Consider the following 25,259-nt stretch of genomic DNA (forward strand, 5'->3'; position numbering starts at 1 on the left):
CCCTTGTCACGGCCTCGGGGAACGCAGACAGGTTCGCACAAGAGAAAGGCTTCACCATGACCGCCACCGCAGAGCTCGCCTTGGCAACCTCCGCCGTCACCGAGCTCCAACGGCTGCGCGACCGCTCTCCGGTCGGCAACCGCCTGCTGGACCTGGCCGAGGTCGGCGGGCTCACCCTGGAGCACCTGCGCCGGCTCGTCGGGATCGAGCTGCAGTGCCACACCGCCGAGCTGGCCGCGTACGGAACCGTGATCGCCCGCTTCTCCGACAGCCCCGTCGTCGGCCTCTACCTGGACGTCGCCCGCCTGGTGTACGACGCGCACCCCAAGCTGCTGGCCTGCGTCGGCCCGCTGGGCATGGACCCGGACGCGGCGGGGCGGTGGCCGTCCGGGCCCGACGCGCAGGCGTTCAACGGCTGCGTCTCGTGGCTGGCGCTGCACGGCGGCCAGGCCGACAACGCGCTGGCCCTCCACACGGACATGACGGTCTACTTCCCCGGCTGCCAGGCCCTGCTCGAAGCGGTGCGCAAGCAGGGGCTGGACGTGCCGCAGGAGTTCGTCGACTACTACGAGGGCGGCCAGTCCGACGAGCTGGAACGACGGGCGCTGGAGGTCGTCGAGCACGGCCTGCGCAACGGCGAGGACCAGGCCACCGCGATCACCCGCGCCCGGCAGCTGGAGGAGCACATCGGCAGCTTCTGGAAGGCAGCCGCGCACACCGGCTGAGCTGGAGAGGACCCCACATGAGCCTGAAGGAATGGAACGACACCGCGCGGCCCTACCCGCGCGACGCGGTGCTGCCCGAGCTGTTCGACGCCCAGGCCGCCCGGACCCCGGACGCGCCCGCGCTGACCGGCGGCGGCCGGACGCTGACCTACCGGGAGCTGGCCGGCCGCGCGGACGCGCTGGCCAGGGTGCTGCGGCGGCAGGGCGTGCGGGCCGGGACGCCGGTGGCCCTGCCCGTGGAACGCTCGGCCGAGGCCGTCGTGGGGATCTGGGCCGTGCTCAAGGCGGGCGGCGCGTACGTCCCGCTCAACCCCGAGGACCCGGCGGCCCGGCTGCGCGAGCTGACCCGGCGGCTGGGCGTCGAGCACGTCGTGACGCGCGCCCACCGGCGTCCGTTGCCGGACGCGCGGCACGTGCTGCTGCTGGACGGGCCGGTGCCCGAGGCCGGACCGCTGCCGCCGAAGGTGGCCGCGGCGACCGATCCGGCCTACGTCATCTTCACCTCCGGATCCACCGGCGTCCCGAAAGCGGTCGCCGAACCGCATCGCGGGCCCGTCCGGCTGGCGACGGGCACCGACTGCGCCGCGTTCGGCCCCGACGACGTCGTCCTGGCCACCACGAACCCGACGTTCGACGTGTCCTGCTTCGAGATCTTCGGGGCGCACCTGAACGGCTCCCACCTGGTCGTGCCCGAGCCCGAGGCGTTGTTGTCGCCGCCGGACCTGGCCCGCGAGCTGCGCGAGCGCGGCGCGACCGTGCTGTGGCTCAGCGCGGGCCTGTTCCACCAGCTCGGCTTCGCCGACCCCGGCATGTTCTCCTCGCTGCGCTACCTGGTGGCGGGCGGGGACGTGCTGAACCCCGACTGCGTGCGCGGCGTCCTGGCCGCCGGCCCGCCCGAGCACCTGGTCAACGGCTACGGCCCCACGGAGAACGGCACGTTCTCCACCGCCCACGAGGTGACCGGGCTGCCGCCGGACGCCGAACGCGTGCCCATCGGACGGCCGATCGCCAACTCCACCTGCTACGTGCTGCGCGAGGACGGCAGCCCCTGCGAGCCCGGTGAGGAGGGGGAGCTGTACGTCGGCGGCGACGGCGTGGCGCTCGGCTACGTGGGCGACGAGGAGCGCACGGCCGAACGTTTCCTGCCTGACCCGTTCCTCGGCGGGGACGCGCGCATGTACCGGACCGGCGACCGGGCGGCCTGGCGGCCGGACGGCGTGCTGGACTTTTTGGGCCGGCTGGACCGGCAGGTCAAGGTCAGCGGTTACCGGGTGGAGATCGGCGAGGTCGAGTCGGAGCTGGCGGCCCATCCAGAGGTGCGCGAGGCCGCCGTGGCCGTACGGGAGTCCGGGCGGGGCGACCGGGCGCTGGTGGCGTGGGCGGTGCCGCGGCGGGCGGAGGACCGGCGGTCCTTCGCGCTGCGGGTGCGGGCGTTCCTGCGGGACCGGCTGCCCGCGTTCATGGTCCCCGGCCGGGTGGCGGTCGCCGACGAGCTGCCGCTGAACAGCAGCGGCAAGGTGGACACGCGCGCCCTGGCCGGGGCCGGCGACCAGCCGCCGGCCGGGCCTGCCGACCCGCCGCGGGGCGAGGTCGAGCGGTGCGCGGCCGACGTGTGGGCGGCCGTCCTCGGGACGCCGGTGGAGTCCCGCGCCGACGACTTCTACGAGCTCGGCGGCACGTCGTTGCAGGCCGTCCAGATCGTCACCGCGCTGCGCGCCCGCCCCGGGATGGGCGGCCTCCCCGGCCCCGCGCTGGTGCGCGCGCTGCTGGACTCCACGTCGCTGGAGGCGTTCGCCACCCGGATCGCCGCCCTGCGCAGGGGCGCGGACGACGGCATGGAGAGCGAGCGGGCCGTGGACCTCGCCCGGGAGGCCCGGCTCGACCCCGGCCTCCGCTTCGGCCCGGCGGACCCGGCGCCCCCTCGGGAGATCCTGGTCACCGGCGCGACCGGGTTCCTGGGCGCCTTCCTGGTCCGGCGGCTGCTCGACGTCACGGACCTGCGCCTGTCGTGCCTCGTGCGGGCGGCGGACGGCGAGGACGGGATCCGCCGGATCGGCGCGGCCCTGCGCAGGTACGGCCTGCCGACGGCGGACCTCGACACGAGGGTGACCGCGGTGCCCGGCGACCTAGCCCGGCCCGGCCTGGGGCTGACGGCGGCGGAGCTGGACGGGCTCGCCGGCCGCACGGACGTCGTCCTGAACGCCGCCGCCAGGGTGAACTTCGTCTATCCCTACTCCCGCCTCCAGGACGTCAACGTCGGCGGCGTGCGCTCGCTCGTCCGCCTGGCCGCCCACGGCGGGCGCGCGCGCCCCTTCCACCACGTGTCCACGGTGGACGTGCTCGCCGCCGCGGACGGGCCGCCCGCCGGCGGGCGGGTGCGCGAGGACGATCCGCTGCCGCGTCCGGAACGGCTGCGGCAGGGGTACGCGGAGACCAAATGGGTGGCCGAGGCACTGCTGGCCGAGGCCGCGGGGCGTGGGTTGCCGGTCGCCCTCTACCGGCCGTACGAGATCACCGGCAGCCGGGACCGGGGCGTGTGGAACACCGGCACCATGATGGTCGCCGTGATCAAGGCGATCGCCGAGACCGGGCTCGCGCCGGACGTGCCGCTCCGCCTGGACTTCGTCCCCGTGGACTACGTGGCCGAGGCCGTCGTGGCGCTGCTGGCCGGGGCGCCCGCGCGCGGCCGCGTCTACCATCTGGCGAACCCGCGCCCCGCCGCACTGCCCCTGCTGGTCGAGCGGCTGCGCCGGCAGGGCTACCCCGTCCGGGTCACCTCCAGGGACGACTGGGTGCGGGAGATGGAACGTCTCTGCGCCGCCGACCCGGCCGCGCCGCTGGCCGGGTACCTCACTCTGCTCACCGGCGAGCAGGCCGTGGACGGCTCAGTGGCGGCCCGGCAGCTCGCCGGCGCCCTGCCCGAGCCGGATCTCACGAACCTGGCCGAGGCGGCCCCGGACGTGCCGGCCGCCTGCCCGCCCGTGGACGCCGGACTGCTCGACCTCTATATCGGATGGCTGCGCGAAACCGGCTACCTGCATCAAAGCACAGCAGCATCCCAGGAAACACATTCTCCGCGCGGTTCCCGTGGATAAGTTAACATTTACAGTTGCCGGGCGCGGCACAATCGATGCGGGCGATGATGATCTCATTTGACATTCTGGGCCCATTGGAAGTCAGGGTCGATGAAGACCGGATTCAGATAGCCGGCCCGAAAAAACGCTCGTTGTTCGCCGCGTTGCTGCTCCGGCACGGCGACGTCGTCCCGGTCGAGGACCTGGTCGCCGAGTTGTGGCGGGACGACCCGCCCAAGCAGGCGGCGAACGCGCTCCACGCGCACGCGTCCCGGTTGCGGATGTCCATCATGCGCTGGCGGGAACAGCGCGGAATGCAAATATCCCTGCAGACCCGCTATCCCGGATATTGTCTCCAGGTTCCGGCCGACGCGATCGACGCCGTGCGCTTCGAAAAGCTCGACGCGGCGGCGAACACCCTGAAGTCGGCCGAGCCGGACAAGGCCGTCGCCCTCCTCCGCGAGGCGCTGGCGCTGTGGCGCGGCCCGGCGCTGCAGGACGTGCCGCGCGGCCCGATCAGGGACCAGGCCGCGCAGCTCCTGGAGAGCCGGCGGATGCTGACCACCGCCAGCCTCATAGAGATCAACCTCGACCTGGGCCGGCACGTCGAGATCATCCCCCAGCTGGAGGCGCTGGTGCTGCAGAACCCCCTCGAAGAACGGCTCTATTCACAGCTGATGGTCGCGCTGCATCGCGCGGGCCGTCCCGCCGACGCGCTGGGGATCTACCAGCTCGCCCGCGTGTCCTTCGCGAAAGAGATCGGGCTGTCCCCATCGCCCGCGCTGGAAAGGCAAATGCTGGCCATTCTCAATCGATCCACCAAATAGCCGGACCAGACAAGGAGAAACCGATATGAAGACCGATCGCAGGCTCGACGCCGTCTCCCTCGTGCAGGAGATCGACCGGCGGACGGCGGAAAACCCGATCGACAATCCGATCGCCGCGAAATTGCGCGCGGACCGGTTCACGCCGGCGGATCTGCGGCGGCTGCTGGAATTCGAGGTGCGGCTGAACCGCACCGAACTCGCCGCCTACGCGCTGGCCGCGTCCAGGTTCACCGGCAAACCGGAGGACGTGTACTGCCTGCGCCTGCAGGAAATGGCGTCGCGCGCCCGGACGAAACTCCTGGACTGCGCGCGCGTCCTGCCCATCGAACCGCGCACCGGAGCCGACGGCCGGGCGGAGGGCTTCACCGCCTACGCCTACGGCTCCTACCTGAGCTGGCTCGCGCTCAACGCGAACCGGGCCGGTCTGGGCGCCGCCTCGCTGGTGGACGTCCGCTCGTACTTCTCCACCTCCGACGAGCTGGGCGCCTGGTTGCGCAGCTCCGGCAGCGGCGCGCCCGAGGAGGCGGTGGCCTTCTACGGCAGTGAGCCGGAGGGGCTGAGCGCGTCGGCCGTCGCCTTCATCCAGGCCGGGCTCGACGCCGGCGACGATCCGGATGAGGCGCTGCGCCTCAGCGACGTGATGCGCGACGTCATGGGGTACTTCTGGCGAGCGGTGTCGGCCGGCTGACACTGCGGGCAAGGCCCGGGACCGGGCCCTGCCCGCCCGCATCCCTACCCCCGGCCCGTGCCCCGCGGGCCGGCGACGAGGGCGGTCAGGGCCTCGGGTGTCGGATGGTCCTGGACGGCGGACACCGGAAGACGGACGCCGCACACCTCCTCGACCCGCTGGACGATGCGGGTGGCCGCCAGCGAGTGACCGCCGAGGTCGAAGAAGTCGGATCGGGGGCCGACGTCGTCCACCATGAGGACCTCACGCCAGATCTCCACCATGCCGGTCAGGGGGATGGTCATCGCCCGCTCCTCTTCTGCTCCTGTGCCAGCTGGCGCCGCACGCCGGGCCGGTCGATCTTGCCGTTGGGCGTCAACGGGATCCTCGGGCCGGGCACGACCCGGGTGGGGATGGCGCTCTCCGGCAGTTCCGCCGACATGAAGCGCCGCAGTTCCCCCACGGTGGGGCAGGGCCCGGACACCACGACGAGCGCGCCGAGGGCACGCGTGTCGCCGACGGTGGCGACGGCCGCCTGGCGGACGCGCGGATGGCGCAGCAACGCGGCCTCGATCTCGGCGGCCTCGACGCGTACGCCGCGCACCTGGAGCTGGCCGTCGTCCATCCGCCCCTGGAACTCCAGCTCGCCGCGGGCGTTCGCGGCGGCCAGGTCGCCCGTCCGGTACCAGCGGCCGGGAAGGCCGGGCAGGGTGACGAAGCGGCGGGCGGTCTCCTCGGGCCTGCGGTGGTAGCCGAGCGCGAGCACCGTGCCGCCGATGTGGACCTCCCCGGTGCTCCCGGCTCGCACGGGCCGTCCCCGCGGGTCCACCAGGACGACGCGGGCGCCGTCGATCGGCCGGCCGATGGGCGGCAGGCCCGACTCCGGCACCCGCCCGATGGGGTGCCAGGTGGCGCAGACGGTCGCCTCGGCGGGCCCGTAGTGGTTGACCAGGTTCCAGCCCCGGGGGAGCCGGCGCAGGCGCAGCGCGTCACCGCCGGTGAGCATCGTGCGCCAGGGGATGTCGTCGTCGGCGTCCAGTTCGACGATCATCTCGGCGAGCGGGGTGGGCGCGAACAGGATGTCGATCGCCCGCTCGCGGCCGAACTCGACCAGCTCCACGGGCGAGACCCGCACCTCGTCGGGGGCCACCACGAGCGTGCCCCCGGCGCACAGACAGGGCCAGATCTCCCAGACGGCCGCGTCGAACCCCAGGCCGGCGGTGTGCAGCTGACGGGTGCGCGGGCCCGTCCGGTAGGTGCGGTGGTGCCAGGAGACCAGGTTGGCCAGGCTCTCGTGGCCGACCAGGACCCCCTTGGGCGTCCCGGTGGTCCCCGAGGTGTGCACGATGTAGGCGGCGCGGGCCTGGGCCCGCCGGAACTCCGTCCCGCCCCGGTCGAGCTCACCGGGCGTGCGGCCGGAGCGGCCGGACACCAGGATCGTGCCCGGCCCCATCTGGTCGAGCAGGGCCCGTTGCCGCCGCGGGGGGAGCGCCGCGTCCATGGGCGCGTACGGGCGACCGGACAACATGGCCGCCAGCGCGGCGACCACGAAGTCGCGCCCGCGCGGCAGGCGCACGCAGACCGGCGCGCCCGGCGGTCCAGCCCGGTCCAGGGCCGCGGCGCCGCTGACGGCGCGCCTCAGCAGCTCGCCGTACGTGAGGCCGCCGCGGTCGTCCTCGATGGCGACGCGGCCAGGATGGGCGGCGGCGATCCGCGACACCATGTCGGGCACGGTCACGTTCATGGGCAGCTCACCTCTCGCGTGGTCGGGGGCAGGACGTCCTGCACGGCGCGGGCGATCGCGGCGGCCCCCTCGTCGGTCAGCACGCTCCAGTGGTCCCCGGGGATCGGCCGCACCCGTACGCCGGCCGGGTACAGGGACGAGAGCCACCGTTCCAGCCACCGGCAGCGGCGCGGCGAGGCGCCGGCCCGCAGGACGACCGCCGGGCAGGGCACCGGGCGCGGGCGGTGGAGGAGGAGCGCGCGCAGGTTGCGGCGGTAGACGCCCGCGAGGTCGAACCCGTCGCCGGACGCCTCGACGAGTCCGGCGATGCGCTGCCCGGCCTCGGTGGCGGCCCCGGCGGCGGCTCCGCCGGGGCCACGGCGGGCACGGCGCAGGTGGCGCAGGTGGCTCAGCGCGTCGGCCAGGTGGCGGGGGTGGGCGCCCACGGGGATGCCGGGTCCTGGTGGCGGATGCCCGTCCACGCAGATCAGGAGGGCGACCGGGTCACCGTCCCCGGTCAGTTGCCTGGCCATCTCGTGGGCCACGACCGCCCCCATCGACCAGCCGAGCAGGACGACGGGCCGCCCGTCCGGCCGTACCCGCCGGAGCTGTCGTACGTGGCCGGCGGCCAGGGCCTCGACCGTGCCGGGGTGTCGGGTCCCGGCGACGAGCCCGGGGGTGTCGAAGGCGAGGCAGGTCCGGCCGGTCAGGGCGCCGGCCAGCGGCCGATAGGCGAGCGAGCTGCCCGACGCGGGCGGTACCAGGAAGATCGGGTCGGGCGACGGGCCCCGGGCGAGGAGCGTGGGCTCGGCGTCCGGCCCGTTGCTGGGGGAGGGCCGTTCGGCGAGGTCGAGCAGGTGGCCGAAGGTGGGGCGTTCGGCGAGGACGCCGACCGGGATCTCGGTTCCCAGCCGCTCCCGCGCGGCGGCGGCCAGCCGGACCAGCCCCAGGGACTCGCCGCCCAGCCGGTAGAAGTCGTCCTCGGGGGAGACCGCGTCCACGCCGAGCGCGTCCCGCCACAGGTCCGCCAAGGACGTGCGGGAGGCGTCCGGCCGGTCGCGGGAGGTCGGGGGCAGCGGGAGCAGGGTGGTGTCGTCCGGCGTGACCGGGTCGAACGGCGGAGCCGGGAGCGGGCGGCGCCGCCAGGCCCCGGCGTCGTCCCGGTCTGGGGCGTCTTGGTCGGGTACGTCCACGTCCGTCCAGTTCACGGGGGCGCCGTGGGCCCACAGGGAGCCCAGCGCGTCGAGCACGCCGGTCCTGTCCGTGCCGTGGCGGCCGGGGAGGGCGACGGCCGCGAGATCGGCGTTCCAGAACGGATGGCGCCGCAGGGAGGCCGTCGTCGCGGTCCCCGCGCCCAGCTCGGCGAACAGCTCGGCCGGGCCGGACAGCAGCTTGCCCGCGCAGGCGCGCATCCGGACGGTGCCGCACAGCTGCGCCACCCAGTAGCCGGGATCGGCCGCGGTCCCGGCGTCCAGGGGCTCGCCGGTGAGGCCGGACAGCACGGTGAAGTCGAGGCCGCCCCGCACGGGCGTCCTGGCGACGGCCCGCGACAGCGCGTCGGCGGCCGCGCGCATGGACGGGGAATGGAAGGCGTGGCCCGTCCGCAGCGGCGCGTGGGCCACTCCGGCGGCCGCCAGCTCCGCGCGCAGCCGCTCGACGCGTTCGCGCGAGCCGGCCAGGACCGTACGGCCGACGTCCTCGACCGCCACCGACAGGCTGGTGTCCCGCCCGAACCCGGGCACCGCCTCCGCCACCCGGTCGAGCGGCAGATCGACGGCCAGCATCCGGCCGGGCGGGCAGGCGCGCATCGCGGTCGCGCGCGCCGCCACCAGGACCAGGGCGTCCTCGAACGTCCACAGCCCGGCGGCGGCCACCGCGGTGTACTCGCCCAGGCTGGAGCCCAGCGCGGCGACCGGCCGCAGGCCCCAGTCCATGAGCTGGCGCGCGATCCCGTAGCCGAGCACGAACAGGTTCACCTGCTGGACGAGCGTGTCGTCGCCGCCGTCCCGGCCCAGGACGTCCGGGGCGAGCCCGAGCCGCTTGGCGAGGACGGTCCGGGCGCGCGCGCCGGCCTCCCGCACGGCAGGCAGGCAGGCCCGCAGCGCCTCGGCGGCGCCGCCGGCCCGCGGACCGCCCTGGCCGGGGAACAGCAGCGCGACCCGCCCGGCGTCCCGCGCCCGCAGCGGAGTGGTCTCCCTGGCCAGCTCGCGGACGGCCGCCTCCGGCGTCTCCGCCACCACCGCCCGCCGCAGGGGCAGTTCGCGGCGGCCGAGGCTCAGCGTGCGGGCGGCGTCCGGCAACGAGGGGGCGTCGGCGGCGCCGAGCCGGTCGGCGAGGTCCTTGCGATAGGCGGACAGGGAAGTCCCGCTGTGCGCCGACAGGCACAGCACCCGCGGCCCGGGACGGGGCGGGCCCGCCGTCAGCGCCGGCGGTGAGGCGAGCACGACGTGGACGTTGGTCCCGCCCATGCCGAGCGAGCTCACCCCGGCCAGCGCGGGGCCGGGCCACGGCCGCCGCTCCGTCGCGACGTGGAAGGGACCGCCGTCCAGGCCCAGGTCCGGGTTGGGGCGCTCGAAGTGCACGCTCGGGACGATCTCCTCGTGCCGGAGCATCAGCGCGGTCTTGATGAGGCCCGCGACGCCGCTCGCCGCGCCCGCGTGCCCGATGTTGCCCTTGACCGAGCCGAGGCCGCAGAACCCGGGCCGCCCGGTGTGCGCGCGGAACGCCTGGGTCAGGGCCGCCACCTCGACGGGGTCGCCGAGCCGGGTCCCGGTGCCGTGCGCCTCGACGTAGGACACCTCGGCCGGATCGACGCCCGCCGCGTCGAGGGCGCGCGCCGTCACGTCCCGCTGCCCCTGCACGGACGGAGCGGTGAAGCCCACCTTGCGGGCGCCGTCGTTGTTGACCGCCGACCCGCGGACGACCGCGACGATCTCGTGCCGCTCGCGCAGGGCGTCCGCCAGCCGCCTCAGCACCACGACGCCCACGCCGTCGGCGGGCACGGTGCCGCGGGCCCCGGCGTCGAAGGGCCGGCAGTAGCCGTCGGGCGAGAGCACGTCGCCCTCGGCGTGCCGGTAGCCGCCCTCCGGGTGGGCGCCGATGCGCACGCCCCCGGCCAGCGCCACGTCGCACTCGCCGTCGCGCAGGCTCCGGCACGCCAGGTGCACGGCCAGCAGCGAGGTCGAGCAGGCCGACTGCACCGTGATCGCGGGTCCGCGCAGGCCGAGTTTGTAGGCGACCCGGGTGGCCAGCATGTCCTTGTCCCAGGCGGTCTCCGGAGCGCCGTCCTTGACCAGAGGAGGGTCGCAGCCGCCGAAGACGCCGATCGCGCCGTCGAAGCGGGCCGGGTCGAGGGCGGCGTCGTCGAGCGCGAGCGAGGCCGTCTCCAGGAACACCCGCTGCTGCGGATCCATGGACGCGGCCTCGGCCCGGCTGTAGCCGAAGTAGTGCCAGTCGAACAGGGCCGCGCCCGGCATGACGCCGTACGCCGCGACGAACCCGTCGCCGGACGCGTCCGCACCGCCGCGCGGCGCCGGGCGGCGCTCGATCGTGTCGGTGCCGGTGCGCAGGTTGTGCCAGAACTGCCGCACGTCAGCCGCGCCGGGGAAGCGGCAGGCCATGCCCACGATGGCGATCAGGTCAGGCATGCCCGCCTCCTTCGACGGCCGCCGCCACGCCGTCCGCGGCCAGGCGGGCGGCGAGGGAGCGCACGGTCGGGCAGGCGAAGAACACCGTCACGGGCACCTCGGCGCCGAGCTCGTCCTCCAGCCGCACCTGGACGCGGGTGAGCAGGCCGGAGTCGCCGCCGGCCTCGAAGAAGTTGTCGTCGACGCCGATCCGCGGCCGGCGCAACACCTCGCGCCAGACGCCCAGGATGTGCTCCTCCAGCGCCGCCGTCGGCCCGCCCGGGCGGCCGGCGCCTCCCGCGTCCGCGCGCGGCGGGGCGGCCGCCGGCGGGCCGCCGGGCCTCAGAGGAGTGGTCCGGCCCCGGGCGAGGTCGTCCAGGGCCGCGGCGACGAGCCGGGCGAGGCGGGCCGCGTCGCCTTCGTCCAGCAGGCCGCCACGGCAGGTGATCGTCCCGTCCAGGCCGCCGTCGGCGTCCGCCCAGGCCGTGATCATGACGGGGTGGGCGGCGTGCGGCCGAATTTCGGGGAAGCGCATCCTGGTCAACGGGCGCCCGCCCAGCTCGGCCTGCTCGCCGGCGTCGCCGGTCTCGAAGGTGAGCAGGACCTCGCAGAACGGCGCCGCGTCCAGCCGCCGGGCCGGTCGCAGCCGGGCCACGACCCGCTCGTAGGGCACCCGCTGGTCGTCGACGGCTTCGGCGATCTGGTCACGCAGGACGGCGACCAGCTCGTCCGGCGTGCCGGCCGGCCCGGTGCGGGACCGCAGGACCACCAGGTTGACGCACGGCCCGACGGCCTGGGCGAGCGCGGGGTCGGCCCGGTTCTCGGCGGGCACGCCGAAGGTGACGTCGTCGCGTCCGGTCCAGCGGTGCAGGGCGGCGGCCACGGCACCGGCCACCACCGTGAACGGGGTGGCCCGCAGCCGCCGCCCGGCGGCGCGCAGTTCCTCACCCCGCACCGGCGGCAGCGGAACCGTGACGGGCTCCTCGCCGGGATGTGCGGACGGCCGCAGGATCGTGCTCGGCGCGCCGGCGAGCCGCCGTTCGGCACGGGCGAGCGCGGCCTCGTCGTCCCCGGCGAGTTCGGCCGCGGCGACGTCGCGGAACTGCGGCCCCTCCCACGGCGGCGGTGCGCCGCCCGCCAGCGCGGCCGCGTAGCAGCGGCCGAGGTCGCGCATGAGGAAGCGCACCGAGCCCCCGTCGGTGACCAGGTGGTGCTGGCGCAGCACCAGCACGTCGTCCCCGGCGCTGGGGCGCAGGACGGCCAGGTGCAGCAGCCGTCCCGCGGCCGGGTCCAGAGCGGGAGCCCCGGCCACCCACCGCGCGACGTCGTCCGCGGACACCTCCCGCGCCCGGATCTCCCGCACGTCCACGTCCGGCTGCCAGGGTTCGCCGACGAGCTGGCGCAGCCCGTGCTCGCTGGAGCGGAAGCGGGTGCGGAGGATCTCGTGCCGCCCGGTCAGCTCGGCCGCGGCCCGGCGCAGCGCGCCGTCGTCCAGCCGCCCGGCCGCCCGCCAGGCGACGGTTTCCTGGTAGGAGCCGGGCAGCAGGCGGTCGGCCAGGTGGATCTGCCGCTGGGTGGCCGAGGCCGGCGCCTCGTCCGCGCCCGTCTTGCGCAGGTCGGCGGCGTTTCCGGCGAGCGCCTCGACGTCGAGCTTGCCGTTGACGGTCAGGGGCAGGCCGGGCACGGTGGCGTAGGCGTGCGGGATCATGTACGGCGGCAGCCGTTCGGCCAGGTGGCGGCCCAGCTCATCGGGCGTCGGCGGGGCGCCCGAGAGCACCAGGTAGGCCGCGATCCTGCCCTCGGAGCCGCCCTCCAGCAGCACGGCCGCGTCGCCGACGCCGGGGTGCTCGCGGAGCCGGGCGGTGATCTCGCCCGGTTCGATCCGGTAGCCGTGCCACTGGAACTGGTCGTCCATGCGGCGCACGTAGAGCAGGCCGCCGTCGGGGCCGCGGCGGGCCAGGTCGCCGGTCCGCAGGAGCACGTCCGCGCCGAACGCGTCCCGCACGAACCGTTCCCGGTCGAGCTCCGGCCGGCGCAGGTACCCCGCGGCGACGCCCGCTCCGCCGAGCCACATCTCGCCGGTCGCGCCCTCCGGGACGAGCCGCCGTCCCGTACGCGGGTCCACCAGGTGCACGCTGGTGTGCGGGAGGGGGTGGCCGATCGGGCTGACGTCCCGTTCGCAGTCCTCGGCGGTCACCTCGTGGGCCGTGGCGTGGATGGTGGCCTCGGTGATCCCGTACAGGTTGACCAGCCGGACGCCCTGATGGCGGCGGCACCAGTCGCGCAACCGCGGCGGGTCCAGCCGCTCGCCGCCGAACAGCACGTACCTCAGGTCCGGCAGCGGCTTGGGGTCGGCCTCGTCCACGGCGACGAGCCGGGCGAAGGCCGACGGCGTCTGGTTGAGGACGGTGACGCGCTCGCGCAGCAGCGTCTCGCGCAGCGCCCAGGGGTTCTGGACGTCCCCGTCCGGCAGGACGACCAGCCGGCCGCCGGTGGCCAGGCAGCAGAAGATCTCCCAGACCGACAGGTCGAAGGCGCAGGAGTGGAACTGCGCCCACACGTCGTGCGGTGAGAAGCCGAAGGGGAAGTGCGGGCCCGAGATCCGGGACACCACGTTGGCATGGGTGACCAGGACGCCCTTCGGCCGCCCCGTCGTGCCCGAGGTGTACAGGCAGTAGGCGGGCGACGACCCCGGGAGCTCCGGCAGCGGGCCGTCGCCGGACGGCCCGGCCGCCGCTGGGAGGGCGTCGAGCGTGACGGCGCTGTTCCCGCCGGACGGGGTCTCCTCGACCAGGAGCCGGCTACGGCTGTCCTGGAGGATGAACGAGGCCCGGGATTCGGGATGGCGGGGATCGATCGGGACGTACCAGGCGCCCGCCAGGAGCGTGCCGAGGACGGCCTCCACAGTGGCGGGGGCGGGCGGCAGCCTGAGGGCTACGGGATCTCCCGGCCGGACCCCCATCGCGGCCAGACCGCCCGCGATCCGGGTGGCCCGTCGCCACAGCTCGCCGTACGTGACGCGCTCGCCGTCCCCGACGACCGCCACCGCGTCCGGCCGAGCCTCGGCCTGTGCCCGGACGAGGCCGTGGACGGTCGCGCCGGACGCCGCCCGCGCCGCCGGGGCCGGATCCGGGCGGGTCACGAGGTCGAGGTCGCCCAGCCGCCGGTCCGGCGATCCGGCCACCGTGTCCAGCAGCGCGCCCAGGTGGCCGGTCAGCTGTCCGACGCGTTCCGTGGCCGGGCGGGGGCCGGACACGCCCAGCCAGGCCCGTGGCCGTCCGTCCTCCAGGGCCAGGCGCACGTGCAGCGGGCCCGATGCGGTCCGGCCGGGGCCGGCCGTCCGTACCGTGAGGGTGTCGGGCGGCGGGGAGAGCGCGGGGCACTCCGACACCTCCCGGCACAGCCGGGAGAACGGGACGTCCACCCCGACCCGCACCTCGACCGTCCGGGGCGGGCCGTCGCCGGGGCGGTGCAGGGCGAGCCGCACGCCGCCGTCCGCGCCGTACAGGGACAGCAGGGCGGCGAGGCCCGCCACGAGGAGGACCGCCGGCTCCGGCGGAACGGGGATCGGCCGTTCCACGGTCGTCTCATGCAGTCCCGGGGAGGCGTCGCCACCCACTTCTGCCAGGAACGCCTCGATCCCTTCCTGCGGTCGTCGTGTCACTGGGAGCTCCCGTTCGACTGGTCAGGTGGTCGCGTGAGCGTCTGCTCGCGTGATCGTGCCGGCTTGCTCGTCCGATCGCCTGCTCGCGGGAATCCGCGGGCCGGGCGCCGCCCCTACCCGGCCCGCCACGGGGGCACACGGCGACCGCCGCGCACGTCAGAGCCCTGTCACAGCACGATCAGGCGCATGTCAGGCCGGGTTGGCAGGAGGGAGGCGGACGCACGTCCCATCGACGAGGGGAGAACCATGTACACCGACTTCGAGCAGACCCCCCTGGCCGGCCAGGCCGTACGGCGGCTGCGGCAGATGCGGGACGACAACCCCGTGCGCAACCGGTTCCTCGAACGCATGGACGCCGGGACGCTCACGATGGACCACGTCAGGCAGCTCGTGGGCGTGACCCACAAGTGCCACCCCGCCGAGATCACGGCGTTCGCCACGCTGATCGCCCGCGACCCGCACCCGCTCGCGGTCGAGTTCTTCGACGGCATGCTCGGCCTGATCCACCGTGCCCGGCCCAAACTGCGCAAGGTGATGGCCGCTTTGGACCTCGACGAGGAACGCCTGCACCGCTGGCCGGCCGACCCCGCCGCCTACCAGGTGGCCGGGACGTGGGGCTGGCTCGGCTTCCTCGGCACCCAGGCCGATGCCGCGCTCGCCCTGTACTGGGACATGGTCCGCTACTTCCCCGACAGCGACGAGATGCTCGCCCGCCTGTCCAAGACCGGGCTCGACGTGCCGGAGGAGTTCGTCGCCTACTACGGCGGCGGGCAGTCCGACGAGCTCGAACGGCAGGCGCTGGCGGTGGCCGAGCACGGCCTGCGGCGCGGACAGAGCGCGGACGACGCCGTGTTCGCCGCCCGCCTGATGGAGGAGAGCATCGGCCAGTACTGGGCCGCCGCGGCCGCCGACCCGTACGAGCCCCGGCCCTGATCCCGGCGATTCCTTCTCGCAGGCGCGGCTCTCCGCCCCGCGACCTGGATCTTCGTGCGCGACGCCCGGCGGCGCGCTCCGCCCGTGCCGGCGCACGTCGTCACCGTCTTGTGCGGCGACGACTAATGCGGTGGACTCGCTTGATCACGACAAACCGCGGGTGTGTGCCGGCGGCGGGCCAGATCCGAGAAGGGACACGCAAGAATGAAGTTATCGCGGAGCGGCCAGAAGATGTCTGACATGTCGGGCCTGCGGAGCATCATGGAGGACGTCGCGACCTCCACCGCCTCGGGCGCGTCCGACTGGCTGAACCTGAGCATCGGCAACCCCGCCCAGATCAAGGAGGTCATCGACGCCTGGAGGGACCTGACCGCGACCGTCGTGGCAGAGGACTTCGCCGCGACCAGCAGCCGCTACGGGCCCTCGCGCGGCATGCCCACCCTGGTGGAGGAGATCGTCACCTCCTTCAACGCCCGGTACGGCTGGGGCATCACGGCCGACAACGTCGTGGTGGGACCGGGCAGCCAGATGCTCTTCTTCATCGCCACCGCGCTGTTCTCCGGCCAGACCGCCGACGGCTCGTTCCAGCGCGTGGTCCTGCCCATGACCCCCGACTACGCCGGCTACCTGGGCCTGTCCACGGACCCCGACGGCGTGACCGGCATCGCCCCCGAGATCGAGCTGACCGGCGACAGGTCCTTCCGCTACGCCTTCGACTTCGAGGCGGTGGAACGATGCCCCGAGGTCGGCATGCTCCTGCTGTCCAGCCCCAGCAACCCGACCGGCCGCAGCATCGACGGCGACGAGCTCGCCCGGCTGGTCGGCCTGGCCCGGCGCCACGACGTGCCGCTGATCGTCGACCACGCCTACGGCGCCCCCTTCCCCCGCGTCGCCGCCTCCCGGGTGGCCCCGCAGTGGGACGACCACCTGATCAACTGCTTCACCCTGTCCAAGGCGGGCATGCCCGCCGAACGCGTCGGATTCGCGATCGGGCCGTCCCGGTACATCCGGGCGATGGTGTCGTTCATGGCCAACTCCGTCCTGCACGCGCCGCAGCTCATGCAGCGGGTGGCGGCCAGGGCGCTGTCCTCGGGGCTGCTGGACCGGCTCGCCGCCACGGTGATCAACCCGTTCTACCGAGCCCGCCGCCTGTACGCCGAGCGCCTGCTGGCCGACCTTCTGCCCGAGTCCGTCACCTGGCGGCTGCACGCCGGAGAGGGCGGCATGTTCTGCTGGTTGTGGATCGATCACGACTGGTTCGACGACATGGCCCTGTACCGGCTGATGAAGACCAAGAAGGTCTTCGTCGTCCCCGGCCGCCACTTCTTCGCGACCCCGGCGTCGGACGCCACGGCCGCGTCCCACGCCAGGCGGTGCTTCCGGATCAGCCTCACCGCCGACGAACACGTGATCGCCGAAGGCGTCGGAAGGATCGCCGAAGGCCTCCTGGAGCTGCGCCGCGGCTCCTGAAGGCCCGCGCCGCCCGGACCTGCCGCCTCCCATGAGCCCAGGCCCGGCGCGGCCCCGCCGCCGTGACGCCGCTACGGCAAGGCGGGCACGGCCGGAGGGTTGTCGGTCCAGCCGGTCTCGATCATGGTGTCGGTCGTGGCCTCGTTGAGGGACAGCTTGCCGCTGATCGCGGTCGTCCGGGTCTTGGACAGCAGAAGCATCGTGCCGGTGTCCACGATCAGGCCGGTCTGCTCCTTGATCGTCAGTCCGTTATTCTGCACGACCTTCGGGTGGTCGATCGACAGCGCCGCGCCGCCTCTGCCCATGCCGTCCTTGGACTGTCCCTGCGGACGGACAGCGGGCATCGTCAGCAAGACCTGGTAGGCCGCGGCGCGGACGTTCTTGGGCGCCGGAAGCTGATGGAGCATCTCCGGCAGCGCCCCGGTGACGAACTGGTCCACGTCGTCCTGCTTGACCCGTGAGACCCGCGCGGCCTCGGAGATCCAGGACTTCAAGCCGTTCGGGTCCGCGGGCAGTCGCTGGACCTCGTCGTACGTCAGCCACTGCCCGGCCAGGAAGAACTTGTCGTTACTGCCGCGTACGGGCCAGACGTGCCCCTTGTCCGGCTCGGTCGACAGCTTCACGACCTGGCCGTCGGCCGTGCGGGTCCACTTGGCCGGCGAACCGTCGCGACGCCACGCCTTCCGGTCCGCCGCGCTCTTCGGGTACGCCCCCGCGTTCCGGTATCCGAGCCACGCCTTGCCGTCGGGCGCCGTCCATTCCTCGGTGAGCGCCTGCTCCACCACCCAGTAGCGATTCGCGCCGCTGCCCATCTGGCGGGGACCGGTGCGCTGGGTCAGCACCCGCGTATGCCAGTAGGCGCCTTCCGCCGGAGCCGACGCGGCGGCCGCGAGCTGTGTCCGCGATGCCTCCGCCACGCTCGGCAGGCCCAGCAGGGCGGCGACGCCCACGGCGGCCAGGCCGGTGCCGACGGCGATCAGCGGCCGGACCCGTGCGGTCGCGAGCTTCATGTCTTTCCTCCAGAGGTCGGGAAATGCTGTCCCCACCCCATACGCGCGAGCGCCGCACAAGGTTGCCCGCGGCACCCGCGCCGGATTCCGTCCGGCTTCGACCGGGCCCTCAGTTCTCGGGGTCGCGCAGGCCGACGCAGTCGAAGGCCCAGAAGGGCTCCGAGTAGACGAATGTGCCCGTCATCCACGGCTCGTGAGCGGACAACCGGGCGACCTGGAACGCGGCTTCAGGGATGCGCAGCGACGGCGAACGGAAGCCCGCCGCGCAGGCACCCTCGAAGCCGCGCGTGCCGTAGTAACGCGGCGAACCCTCCAGGAACACCAACGGCACCCCCTGGCTGTCGGCCGCGTCGAGGGCGCACGCGATGAGCCGGGTGCCGATCCCCTGACGCTGGAACTCCGGGAGCACGCCCAGCGGTGACAGGGACAGGACGTCCACGATCCGGCGCGGAGCGTCCAACCGGGCCGCGCTCAGCAGGACATGCCCGACAACCCGGTCGTCAACGGTGGCGACGAAGGACATCGGCGCCAGCGCGGCCTCCGCAACGCGAAGCGCCTCCACGAGCCCGGGAACCCGCTCGCCGGCACCGAAGGCGCGCGTATGAACCTCCCGCACATCCTGGTGATCGTCAGCGGTCTCTCGCCGGATCACCAGCCCGGCACCATCGGGAGCGATCGGGAAGCCTTCGGACGCATCGCATGACGTCATGGCCGCGACGGTAGAGCACGGGACGACTCCTGCGCGAGGCAATTACCCCCAGGTCGTCACTGCCGGGCCAGCCCGGCCCGACCAGCCATATTCGCCCTACTTGGCGAGGCCGAGCCCGCGGACCAGCACGGTGGCCGCCTTGGCGATCACGCTGTTGTCCATGGTCGCGGCCGGGTCGGTGCGATTGGTGTAGATCGCGATGATCACCGGCGCGCCGGAGGGCGGCCAGGCGACGGCGATGTCGTTGCCCGGCGCGTACGCGCCGGTGCCGCCCCCGGTCTTGTCGCCGACGATCCAGTCCCGCGGCACCCCGGCCCGGATGCGCTCGGCGCCGGTGACGCCGGCCCGCAGCCAGTCGTTCAGCCGCTGCCGGTCCTCGGGGACGAGCGCGCCGCCCAGGCTGAGCTTCTGCAGGTCGCGGGCCATGAACGCGGGCTTGACGGTGTCGCGCTTCTCGCCCGGCTTCCAGTCGTTGAGCTCCGGCTCCCAGCGGTCGAGCCGCCCGACCGGGTCCCCGAGCGAGCGGTAGTAGCGGGTCAGCCCCGCGGGTCCGCCGATCTGCTTGAGGAGCACGTTCGCCGCGGTGTTGTCGCTGGCGGTGACGGCCGCGTGGCACAGCCGGTCCGCGGTCATGCCGTTCTTGACGTTCTCCGGCAGTCCGCTGATCGGCGAGTTCGCGACCACGTCCTTGGCCGTCCAGTGCAGCGTGCGGTCCAGCAGGCCGGGATCGGTCGTGCGGGCCTTGTTCAGGATGGCGCCGCACAGGATGGCCTTGAAGGTGGAGGCGGCGGCGAATCGTTCGCCGCCGCGGTAGGAGACGGTCTTCCCGGTGCCGGTGTCGATCGCGTAGGCCCCGATGCGTCCCTGGTAGGAGTCCTCCAGCGCGCGCAGTTGCTTCCTGACGCCGGCCGTGCCGCTCTCCGGCCGCGCGGCGGCGACGGCGGACGCCGAGCGCGTGTCGGCCCCAGCCGAACCCGCCAGTCCGACGACGGCCGCCATCGCCGTGGAGGTCGCCAGCACGGAGGCGCCGAGCCTGGTGCGCAGCTCTCCGTAAGGAACGTCTCTCATCCCGACTCCCCGATCTCGATCCGGGTCTTCCTGAGCGCGACCAGGAGACCAGAGGCGGAAGCGGGATGTCCAATAGCGATATGAGACCCCGAACCATAAAGATCCGGATATCCGCCCAGGTAATCGCTTCGCGCACCTCGACGCTCAGGCGACGATCGCGGCCAGCTCCGCCCGCGACGAGATCCCCAGCTTGGGGAAGGCCTTGTAGAGGTGGTAGCCGACGGTGCGCGGGCTGAGGTACAGCTGGGCCGCGATGTCACGGTTGGACGCGCCCGTGGCGGCCAGCCGTACCACCTGCCTCTCCTGCGCCGTGAGGACGCTGAGCGGGTCGTCCGGCCGGCGTGGGGCCGCGGGCACGTCGCCGGTGGCGCGCAGCTCCGCGCGGGCCCGCTCGGCCCAGAGCGCCATGCCGAGCCGGTCGAAGGTCTCCAGCGCGGCGCGCAACTGGGCGCGGGCTGCGGCGCGCCTGCGCGCCCGCCGCAGCCACTCGCCGTAGAGCAGCCGCGTGCGGGCCTGCTCGTGCGGCTGCTCGCCCTGTTCGTGCGCCCGGACGGCCTGCTCGTACAGGTCCTCGTCGTCCTCGACGAGGGCGCGGCAGCGCAGCGCGATCGCATCGGCGGACGGCACGCCGACGCCGGCCGCCCAGTCCAGGTAGTACGCCAGCGGCTCGCCCGCCAGCTCCGGCTCCTTGGCCCTGACCGCGGCCTCGATCCGGTCAGGGGCGGAGAAGACGGACACCGGCGCGTTGGCGGGCGAGATCCTCTCCAGCGTCCTCAGCGACGCCTCCGGACGGCCCAGCGCCAGCTCCAGCCGTCCGAGCCCGGCCAGGGCCATCGCCTCGGCCGTACGGAGCCCGCGCGCTCTCGCCTGTTCCAGCGCGGTCGTGGCCGCCGTCCGGCAGCCGAGCTCGTCGCCCAGTTCGCCGCGCGTCACCGTGAGCAGCGCGGCGAGCACCACAGCTCCGTTCCGCTGCCCCAGGTCGCCGACCACCGCGATGCTCTCCTCCAGCCTGGACGCCGCCTCGCGATACCTGCCGAGCAACATCTGCGCCTCCGTCCGGATCTCCACCGCGACGGTCAGCCAGCCGCCCATGTCGTGGGCCCTGCACTCGGCCTCGACGCGCGCCGCCATGGCCTCGGCCAGGCCGTAGCGCCCGATCGGCGCACACAGCTGGGCCACGAAGGTCAGCCCCGGCACCTGAAGCCCGGACAGATCGGGAGCGAGCACCAGCCCCCGCATGAGCGGGACGGCGTCCGACAACTCGCCGTTGGCCAGCGCGGACAGCCCGAGCGCGCCGCCCACCAGCGGAGACCCCACCTCGGGCAGCGCCCTGAGCAGCTTCGCCGCCTGCGCCGCCAAGTCCGGGTCACCGGCGTACCACGCGCACCGCATCGCCTCCACGAGCAGGTAGGCCGCCCGTTCCGCGTCGAGCGGGGCGACCCGCTCCGCGCCGGCGATGATGAGGTCACCGGCCGTGGCGGGGCTGCCCTGCTCGAACTCCCGATGGGCGCGCACCTGGATCAGATGGGCGAGGGCCAGCGGGTTCCTGATCTCCTCGCTGGCCCGGCCGGCCAGCGCGCCCGCACGGGCCAGTTGTCCCGCGTCGCTGGCCGCCACGGCCGCGGCGGCCAGCCGTACCGACCGCCTGGCGGTGTCGGGGGTGAGCTCGGCGGCCCGTTCGTAGGCCGCGGCCATGGCCGCATAGCCCGAACGCGTGCGCGCCCGCTCCGCGGCCGACTCCAGCTCGCCCGCCACGTCCTCGTCGGGCGTGGTCGTCGCCGCGGCAAGATGCCAGGCCCGGCGGTCGGCGTGCTCGCCGCCGTCGAGCACCTCGGCGAGCGCACGATGCACGGCCAGCCGGGACGTCAACGGCGCGTTCCGGTAGGCGGCGGCCCTGATGAGCGGGTGCCTGAAGGGCGTCGGCGGAAGCCCGGTCGAACCACTGCGCGTCGTCGACCAGGCAGAGCAGCGGCCCGTCGCCGGCGATCTCGGCCAGCAGGCTGAGCAGGGCGAGCCCGACGAGGAACCGGTTCACCGGAGCGGTCGCGCCCAAGCCCAGCGCGCCCCGCAGCGCCGCCGCCTGCGGTTCGGGCAGCGCGTCGATCCGGTCGAGCTCGGAGCGCAGGAGCAGGTGCAGGGCGGCGTACGGCAGCTCCGCCTCCGACTCGATGCCGACCCCGTGCAGCACCCGAACCCCCGCGGCGCGCTCGGTCAGGTGGCTGAGCAAGGCGGACTTCCCGATGCCCGGCTGCCCGCGCACCACCAGCACGCCACTGCGTCCGGACCGGGCGTCCGTCAGCAGCCGGTCCACCTGCGCCTGCTCCGCAGCCCGCCCAAACAACATGGCCGAGAATCTAGCGGAGCGGACATTTGCCCCTTCCGGGTGGGAGCGGTGAGCAATGACCGTGACCTGGCACTACCGTCACGATGACAGATTCGGCGCGCCACCGGCCTGCAGTTCGCCGGCCTGCGCAGGGCCTGAGCCGCGCCTCTGTCTCGACGTACCGGCCTCGGCTGCGGGGATGATGGGATCGGTGCCATGCCCACAGTGATCACTGGCCTCGACCGGTGCATGCAGGCGGGGTCCCTGCTGCCGGCGGTATCGGCGATGACCGAGTTCGGCTCGGCGCTGCACGTCCTGCGCGACCCTGCTCACCACGGCCTGGAGGACTGGGCGGCGAAGATCCTCACGGCGATGAGCCCTGACCTGGCGGCCTGGACCCGATCGTGGTGGTGGACGACGCAGGCCATCAGAGCGACGCCGTTCGTCACCCCCGAGCCCCCGGCGGAGAGCTTCGACGACCGGCTCGAACAGCTGCGTGCCATGCCCGTCCAGGAGCTGGCAGGTCAGTTGCTGCGGCCGATCGCCCCCTCAGGCGACCGGCAGGTCGCGCTCCGATGGTCGCGCGCGCGAGATCCGGCGGTGGCGGCCCGCGTCGAAGCGCTCGTCAGGCGTCCGCAGGACGCGGTCGCCGATTTCCTCTCGTTCCTGCGTCGCAGCCGGCAGGAGTGGTTCGAGGCCGAGTGGACCCGGATCCGGCCGGTGCTGGCCGGGCGGGCGCGACGCTTCGCCGACCTGGCCTCCCGGCAAGGGCCCGGGCCCGCGCTCGCCGCCCTCGACCCCGCCATGGAGCTCGCCCCGGCCGGGGTGGCCGTCCGCATCGCCAAGATCCAGGCCGCCCGTCATGACGTGTCCCGGCGCGGGCTGGTCGTGGTGCCCAGCACCTTCATCCGTCCCCACCTGTACGTGGCTGACGTTCCCGGCCGGCCGCTCCTTCTCCTCCATCCCGTCGACGCCGACCTTCCCGTGCCCTCCGCCGCCATGGTGCGGCGACGGCTGGAGGCCCTCGCCCACCAGGGCCGCCTGGAGGTCGCCCGGGCGATCGCCACCGAACCGCGGACGGCCGGCGAGATCGCGATGTTGTGGAACGTCGACCCGACCCAGGTGAACCGGCACCTGCGCGCCCTGGCCGCGGCGGGACTGGCGACCACGGCCCGTCAGGGACGGTTCGTGCGGTACCAGCTCGCCGCCGACGTCCTGGAGGAGCTCGGCAAGGACGTGCTGTCGCTGCTGCTGCGCTGAGCACGATTGATCGCATTCGTCAGTCCGCTGGCCGGACGGCCGCGGTGGTGCTGAAGTCCCTCCCAACCACTTCATCCAGGGAGAACCACCATGACGATCCTGTCTCCGGAAGAGGCGATCGGCCGCCTGCGCGCCGATCGGGACATCCTCCTCGCTCGCGTCACCGGACTCACCGAGCAGCAGCTCGACGCCGACCATCTGGTGGACTCCGGCCCGCTCGGCGACTTCTGCCGTTCCTTGCACGACCTCATCGCGCACGTCCTGATGTGGGACGAGATCAACCTGGCGGTGCTGACGGAAGCCGCCGCCGGCCGGCCGCACTGGAGCCTCGATCCACGCTGGGAGGACCCCGCCGTCGGGCAGGCGCTGAACATCGGCGGGGTGGAGGCGGGCCGGCACCTCCCGGCCTCGCTGCTCCTGCACCGGTTCGGGGCGGTGCATGACGCGATCCTGACGGACCTGAGCCGGTACGGCGAGGAGTCCTGGGACGTGCCCGGGCTCGGCGCGGTGGTGCAGCGGGCGTGGACCGTGCCCGGGAACCCGGCGTACTGGCACGCCGCCATCCACCTCGGCCGGCTGCCGTCCACCCCGCCGGTCGCCGGTCACCGGTCGGAAGGATGAAGCGCCGTGGCCAGGGTTCCGTCAGGCACACCTGCGGCGGCCGGTCGCTTCCTGCAGGTCAGGGCGCGCGGCGGCGGAGCGGTGGTGAGCTGGCCGCGGTGGCCTTCACTGAGCGCCCGCGACGGGCGTGCACGGCTTCACGGGGGTGCCCGCCTCGGCCAGCCAGGCGCCGAGCTGCCAGGGCACCTCCGGGTTCCCGTTGTCGCGGAACTCCACCACGAGCGTCTCGTCCGGTTTGATGTACTGCGGGAAGATCTGGATCGTCCGGACGGATTTCACCCGGGTCGCCTTGTACGATCGCGACTCTTCCACCAGTGAACGCAGCTCGCCCGCGTTGGAGGCGGGTTCCCCGCCGTAGGCGCGGTCCACGCCGGTGAATCGCGGGCCCGCGCACCGCGTGGCCGGGGCCAGGAAGGTCACGTCGGCCTTGATGCCCACCGCGTCGAGCTTGGCCTCCAGGCCGGCGGGATCACGCAGCTCGTTGACGGTGACCTCGACCGTGCCGTCCGGGCCTCTGGTCACCGCGTGGGCGGCGGGCCCGGTTCCGGCGACCAACGGTGTGATGGTGATCGCCGCCGCGACTCCGGCCGCGACCAGCAGCCGAGGGCCGGTGACGACGCGTCGCCGGGGGCGCATCCCGCGGAGCAGTCGCTGCCGTGCTCCGGCGAGTTCGTCCGGGGTGGCGGGGGGAACGGCCTGCCACATGGCTTTCAGGGCGTCCATTTGCGTTCTCCTTCTTTGCTCAGGGCTTGCCGGATCTGAAGACGGGCCCGGTTGAGTCGCGAGGCGACGGTTCCCGGCGGGATGGCCAGCGCGTCGGCCACCTCCTGGTAGCTCAGTTCGGCCCAGGCGACGAGCAGCAGCACGTCGCGATCGGCCGGCGCGAGCTCCATCAGGGCCAGCGCCAGCGGGCGGTTGACGGCCAGGGTGTTGACCTCGTCCTCGACCCGAGAGCCGGACAGCTCCGCCGGATGCACGCCGCTGCGCACGTACGCGCGGTAGAGGCTCATCTCGGTACGGCGCCGGCGGCCGATCAGGTTGGACGCGATGCCGTACAGCCACGGTCGGGCATCGGGACGATTCCTGTCGTAGCCGCCGCGGTGCTGGAAGGCGGCCAGAAAGGTGTCGGCCACCACGTCCTCCGCCTCGCTGGGGCCCAGGCGTCTGGTCACGTAACGGTGCAGGAGCGGCGCGTGCCGGTCGAACAACGTGGCGAAGATCTCGGGTTCGTTCAGCGATCTCTCGATGAGGAGCGCGTCGTCGACCTCGACTGCTTCGCGAGGGATTGTCATGCATACCGACCTTTCCTGGCGTATGCGGTCACCTGTACTTACCGCGCCAGCCCGAAATCCTTCATGGGGAAACGCGGGCAGTACGGGCGCAAAGTGGTCCGGCGAAGAGCCCGGGGGCCAGGCACTTCCGGAGCGTGTGCCGAACGTCCGACGCATACCCGGTGACCAGCGAAAACGCCGATACAAGCCGTGGGCGTGGCGGATGGGCAGGTACGACTGCTCTAGCGATCTCCGCCAACCGCCGGCGGACGCCTGCGCCACGTTGCG

At 73.9% G+C, this 25,259-nt stretch carries 18 protein-coding genes and 1 pseudogene; 8 read left to right on the forward strand and 11 right to left on the reverse strand.

From position 1 onward, the window contains the following. Nucleotides 1-56: 56 nt before the first annotated feature. From ACIBK9_RS19200 to ACIBK9_RS19215, 4 genes are read left to right on the forward strand one after another with little or no spacing between them, the layout of a single operon-like run. Complete coding sequence (locus ACIBK9_RS19200; RefSeq protein WP_397159759.1) at nucleotides 57-725, forward strand: hypothetical protein; 669 nt, start codon at nucleotides 57-59, stop codon at nucleotides 723-725. Between the two features lie 17 nt (nucleotides 726-742). Further along, the gene (locus ACIBK9_RS19205) at nucleotides 743-3,820 is read left to right on the forward strand and encodes an amino acid adenylation domain-containing protein (RefSeq protein WP_397159761.1); all 3,078 of its coding nucleotides are present in this window, start codon (nucleotides 743-745) and stop codon (nucleotides 3,818-3,820) included. 14 nt (nucleotides 3,821-3,834) lie between these two features. After that, nucleotides 3,835-4,626: a BTAD domain-containing putative transcriptional regulator gene (locus tag ACIBK9_RS19210; RefSeq protein ID WP_397159763.1), complete on the forward strand. Its 792-nt coding sequence runs from the start codon at nucleotides 3,835-3,837 to the stop codon at nucleotides 4,624-4,626. A gap of 25 nt (nucleotides 4,627-4,651) precedes the next feature. Then, complete coding sequence (locus ACIBK9_RS19215) at nucleotides 4,652-5,314, forward strand: hypothetical protein (protein ID WP_397159765.1); 663 nt, start codon at nucleotides 4,652-4,654, stop codon at nucleotides 5,312-5,314. Nucleotides 5,315-5,358: 44 nt separating this feature from the next. Here the strand turns inward: ACIBK9_RS19215 and ACIBK9_RS19220 are convergent, their stop codons facing one another. From ACIBK9_RS19220 to ACIBK9_RS19235, 4 genes are read right to left on the reverse strand one after another with little or no spacing between them, the layout of a single operon-like run. After that, entirely contained in the window at nucleotides 5,359-5,598 is a 240-nt protein-coding gene (locus ACIBK9_RS19220) for a phosphopantetheine-binding protein (RefSeq protein ID WP_357988788.1), read from the reverse strand. Continuing rightward, nucleotides 5,595-7,037 carry an amino acid adenylation domain-containing protein gene (locus ACIBK9_RS19225; RefSeq protein ID WP_397159768.1) on the reverse strand — a complete coding sequence of 481 codons (1,443 nt, stop codon included), beginning with the start codon at nucleotides 7,035-7,037 and terminating at the stop codon, nucleotides 5,595-5,597. Before ACIBK9_RS19225 ends, ACIBK9_RS19220 begins: the two co-directional genes overlap by 4 nt. Continuing rightward, on the reverse strand, nucleotides 7,034-10,663 hold the full coding sequence (locus ACIBK9_RS19230; RefSeq protein ID WP_397159770.1) for a type I polyketide synthase: 3,630 nt from the start codon (nucleotides 10,661-10,663) through the stop codon (nucleotides 7,034-7,036). Before ACIBK9_RS19230 ends, ACIBK9_RS19225 begins: the two co-directional genes overlap by 4 nt. Beyond that, nucleotides 10,656-14,222 (reverse strand): amino acid adenylation domain-containing protein, encoded by a 3,567-nt coding sequence (locus tag ACIBK9_RS19235; RefSeq protein WP_397159772.1) that lies wholly within the window; start codon nucleotides 14,220-14,222, stop codon nucleotides 10,656-10,658. Before ACIBK9_RS19235 ends, ACIBK9_RS19230 begins: the two co-directional genes overlap by 8 nt. Before the next feature lie 330 nt (nucleotides 14,223-14,552). On the opposite strand from ACIBK9_RS19235, the gene ACIBK9_RS19240 reads away from it, so the two are divergent. Continuing rightward, entirely contained in the window at nucleotides 14,553-15,239 is a 687-nt protein-coding gene (locus tag ACIBK9_RS19240; RefSeq protein WP_397159774.1) for a hypothetical protein, read from the forward strand. 204 nt (nucleotides 15,240-15,443) lie between these two features. Next, complete coding sequence (locus ACIBK9_RS19245) at nucleotides 15,444-16,709, forward strand: valine--pyruvate transaminase (protein WP_397159776.1); 1,266 nt, start codon at nucleotides 15,444-15,446, stop codon at nucleotides 16,707-16,709. A gap of 71 nt (nucleotides 16,710-16,780) precedes the next feature. Here ACIBK9_RS19245 and ACIBK9_RS19250 read toward each other — a convergent pair whose 3' ends face one another. The 5 genes and pseudogenes from ACIBK9_RS19250 to ACIBK9_RS19270 form a co-directional block, all read right to left on the reverse strand. Next, a complete protein-coding gene (locus ACIBK9_RS19250) occupies nucleotides 16,781-17,719 on the reverse strand; it encodes a hypothetical protein (RefSeq protein WP_397159778.1) in 939 nt (312 codons plus the stop codon). A gap of 109 nt (nucleotides 17,720-17,828) precedes the next feature. After that, nucleotides 17,829-18,428, reverse strand: a complete 600-nt coding sequence (locus ACIBK9_RS19255; RefSeq protein ID WP_397159780.1) for a GNAT family N-acetyltransferase — start codon at nucleotides 18,426-18,428, stop codon at nucleotides 17,829-17,831. Between the two features lie 96 nt (nucleotides 18,429-18,524). Continuing rightward, nucleotides 18,525-19,496 carry a class A beta-lactamase gene (gene bla / locus ACIBK9_RS19260; protein WP_397159782.1) on the reverse strand — a complete coding sequence of 324 codons (972 nt, stop codon included), beginning with the start codon at nucleotides 19,494-19,496 and terminating at the stop codon, nucleotides 18,525-18,527. 144 nt (nucleotides 19,497-19,640) lie between these two features. Continuing rightward, nucleotides 19,641-21,365 carry a LuxR C-terminal-related transcriptional regulator gene (locus ACIBK9_RS19265; RefSeq protein WP_397159784.1) on the reverse strand — a complete coding sequence of 575 codons (1,725 nt, stop codon included), beginning with the start codon at nucleotides 21,363-21,365 and terminating at the stop codon, nucleotides 19,641-19,643. Nucleotides 21,366-21,450: 85 nt separating this feature from the next. After that, nucleotides 21,451-21,840, reverse strand: a pseudogene (locus ACIBK9_RS19270) (ATP-binding protein); the annotation flags it as partial. A gap of 195 nt (nucleotides 21,841-22,035) precedes the next feature. Here ACIBK9_RS19270 and ACIBK9_RS19275 point away from each other — a divergent pair. Continuing rightward, nucleotides 22,036-23,079 carry a DUF5937 family protein gene (locus ACIBK9_RS19275; RefSeq protein WP_397159786.1) on the forward strand — a complete coding sequence of 348 codons (1,044 nt, stop codon included), beginning with the start codon at nucleotides 22,036-22,038 and terminating at the stop codon, nucleotides 23,077-23,079. Between the two features lie 90 nt (nucleotides 23,080-23,169). Continuing rightward, nucleotides 23,170-23,700, forward strand: coding sequence for a hypothetical protein (locus ACIBK9_RS19280; protein ID WP_397159788.1), 531 nt, complete (start codon nucleotides 23,170-23,172; stop codon nucleotides 23,698-23,700). 105 nt (nucleotides 23,701-23,805) lie between these two features. Here ACIBK9_RS19280 and ACIBK9_RS19285 read toward each other — a convergent pair whose 3' ends face one another. Next, nucleotides 23,806-24,423, reverse strand: coding sequence for a hypothetical protein (locus ACIBK9_RS19285; RefSeq protein ID WP_397159790.1), 618 nt, complete (start codon nucleotides 24,421-24,423; stop codon nucleotides 23,806-23,808). Continuing rightward, nucleotides 24,411-24,992: an RNA polymerase sigma factor gene (locus ACIBK9_RS19290; RefSeq protein WP_397159792.1), complete on the reverse strand. Its 582-nt coding sequence runs from the start codon at nucleotides 24,990-24,992 to the stop codon at nucleotides 24,411-24,413. Before ACIBK9_RS19290 ends, ACIBK9_RS19285 begins: the two co-directional genes overlap by 13 nt. Between the last annotated feature and the right edge of the window lie 267 nt (nucleotides 24,993-25,259).

It is taken from the genome of Nonomuraea sp. NPDC050227, assembly GCF_044459705.1.
Taxonomy (GTDB): Bacteria; Actinomycetota; Actinomycetes; order Streptosporangiales; family Streptosporangiaceae; genus Nonomuraea.